This window comes from Sulfitobacter sp. 1A13496 (assembly GCF_043557225.1).
GTDB lineage: Bacteria > Pseudomonadota > Alphaproteobacteria > Rhodobacterales > Rhodobacteraceae > Sulfitobacter > Sulfitobacter faviae.
Genome location: NZ_JBIFFP010000027.1, coordinates 1 through 1514, shown reverse-complemented (window position 1 = coordinate 1514; position 1514 = coordinate 1). Strand labels below are relative to the sequence as shown.

At 57.6% G+C, this 1514-nt stretch carries 2 protein-coding genes; one reads left to right on the top strand and one right to left on the bottom strand.

All coding sequences use genetic code 11. The annotated features are described in order from the left end of the window. Window positions 1-89: 89 nt before the first annotated feature. A complete protein-coding gene (locus tag ACGYLX_RS19000) occupies window positions 90-695 on the bottom strand; it encodes a hypothetical protein (RefSeq protein WP_394451280.1) in 606 nt (201 codons plus the stop codon). Window positions 696-724: 29 nt separating this feature from the next. On the opposite strand from ACGYLX_RS19000, the gene ACGYLX_RS18995 reads away from it, so the two are divergent. Next, entirely contained in the window at window positions 725-847 is a 123-nt protein-coding gene (locus ACGYLX_RS18995; RefSeq protein WP_394451278.1) for a hypothetical protein, read from the top strand. Window positions 848-1514: the final 667 nt, after the last annotated feature.

Here is a 1514-nt window from a genome sequence, read left to right as displayed (position 1 = left end):
GTTGGGTGATGGTAGACTCTGACATGTGGCATATCCTTTTCTCAGCAGAGAATCGACGGCGTCTGAACACCGCCATGATATGCCGCCCCTCAGGGCATCACCAACTTTCGCACGTTTCTCTGGGACTCTCTCACATTACCGCTGAACGCTCGGTCAATCTGTTGCGCCCGCTCTAAAGTCATATCCCGAGGTTGCCAGCCGTACGATCGAGCAATGAGCGCAAAGCTTTTCAGCATCTGGAGCTTCATCGGATGCCAATCCGATGTACCTACCCGCCCCTGTACGCGCGGCTCAATGGCCGCAAGCAATACTGTCCAGTCATCCTCCATTGCCCGCAAGCGGGCTTTCTCGGCGTGAACACCGCAAAACGACTTGAGCGCAGCTATGAGTCGGCCCCGGAACGTCTTGTAAGCGCGCTCGGTCGGCCAATGATCGAGGTCAAACCCCTTCAAAGGGAACCTCTGCTCAATAGCATCAAGGTCTGCTTCAATCGCAGTTAACGGCCGGTTCAGTATCGATGCAGCTTGGTCAATCGCGCCCAAGTAGCTTGTTTGGGTGCTGGCAGTAAGATCGGTTCGTGCGGCCGTATAAGCGCGAAACTGTGCAAAGTTGGGCACCTCCGAGGGGGTGGTGGAGGCCGCAATGCTTGCCACAGGGGACAAGACGGCAGGGGGTCTGCCAGAGAGATCAAGCATGAGATGTCCTTTCAGGAAAGAGGTTGATCATGGAAAATAGAGAAACCGCTAAGGCGCTGGTTTTTCCGGTTAAATGCGCAGCGGACATAAACACCTTCGCGGTTGCCGCCGGTGAAACCGGGTGGGTGTTTATGTCCGCACCACTTGCATGAGGTCTTTGCCGCTTAACTGAGATTGCGATGTCCCGGGGGCCACTGAGCAATCCGTAGCGCCCCGCGGGACGGGGACCGGCGGTGCCGTGGACCCACCCATTCGGCGTCCTCAGCAGGCCATTTTTGAAAGCGCCCTCACCCGTTGAGCAAGGCGAGACAAATGGCCATGTACTGGGCGGGGTTTCAACTTTGCGGGCCAAGAAGGGCCACCCACAAGACATGCGACGGTAACGATACCGCCTCAGCGCAAGGTCAAGCGCTCCGCGGGCCGACCAGATTACCGGGGATCGCGCAGAGCAGCCCTCTCCGATCCTGTTCTTTTCCAAGACAAGAAATGCGGCGAAGACCTTGCGGGCAAAGAGGGCGTTGAGCGTCATCTTCGGGAATTACGCCCCGGAGGGGTTGGTCCCAAACTCAGAAGTTAGGCAACGCCCCCCGCCCACAGTGGGGCAACGGCAGACAGTCGGCCCGCCAACCGAAGGACTTCATTCGCAGGCCCTGCGAGCCTTGACGCAAGGTCATCCAAAAAAAGATTCAGATTTTTCTTAATCGCGTTTCCGCGCCGAATTCGACGTACCCAAATCACTTATACGGGCCGCGCAGGACATCACCTCACGGCCACCGCCTAGAACCGGAGCGCAAAACGAGACCGCGTCTCCATCTGCTT

Excerpts from the sequence above, each read along its gene's own strand:
- ACGYLX_RS19000 (WP_394451280.1), bottom strand. The coding sequence starts at position 695 with ATGCTTGATCTCTCTGGCAGACCCCCTGCCGTCTTGTCCCCTGTGGCA.
- ACGYLX_RS18995 (WP_394451278.1), top strand. The coding sequence starts at position 725 with ATGGAAAATAGAGAAACCGCTAAGGCGCTGGTTTTTCCGGTTAAATGC.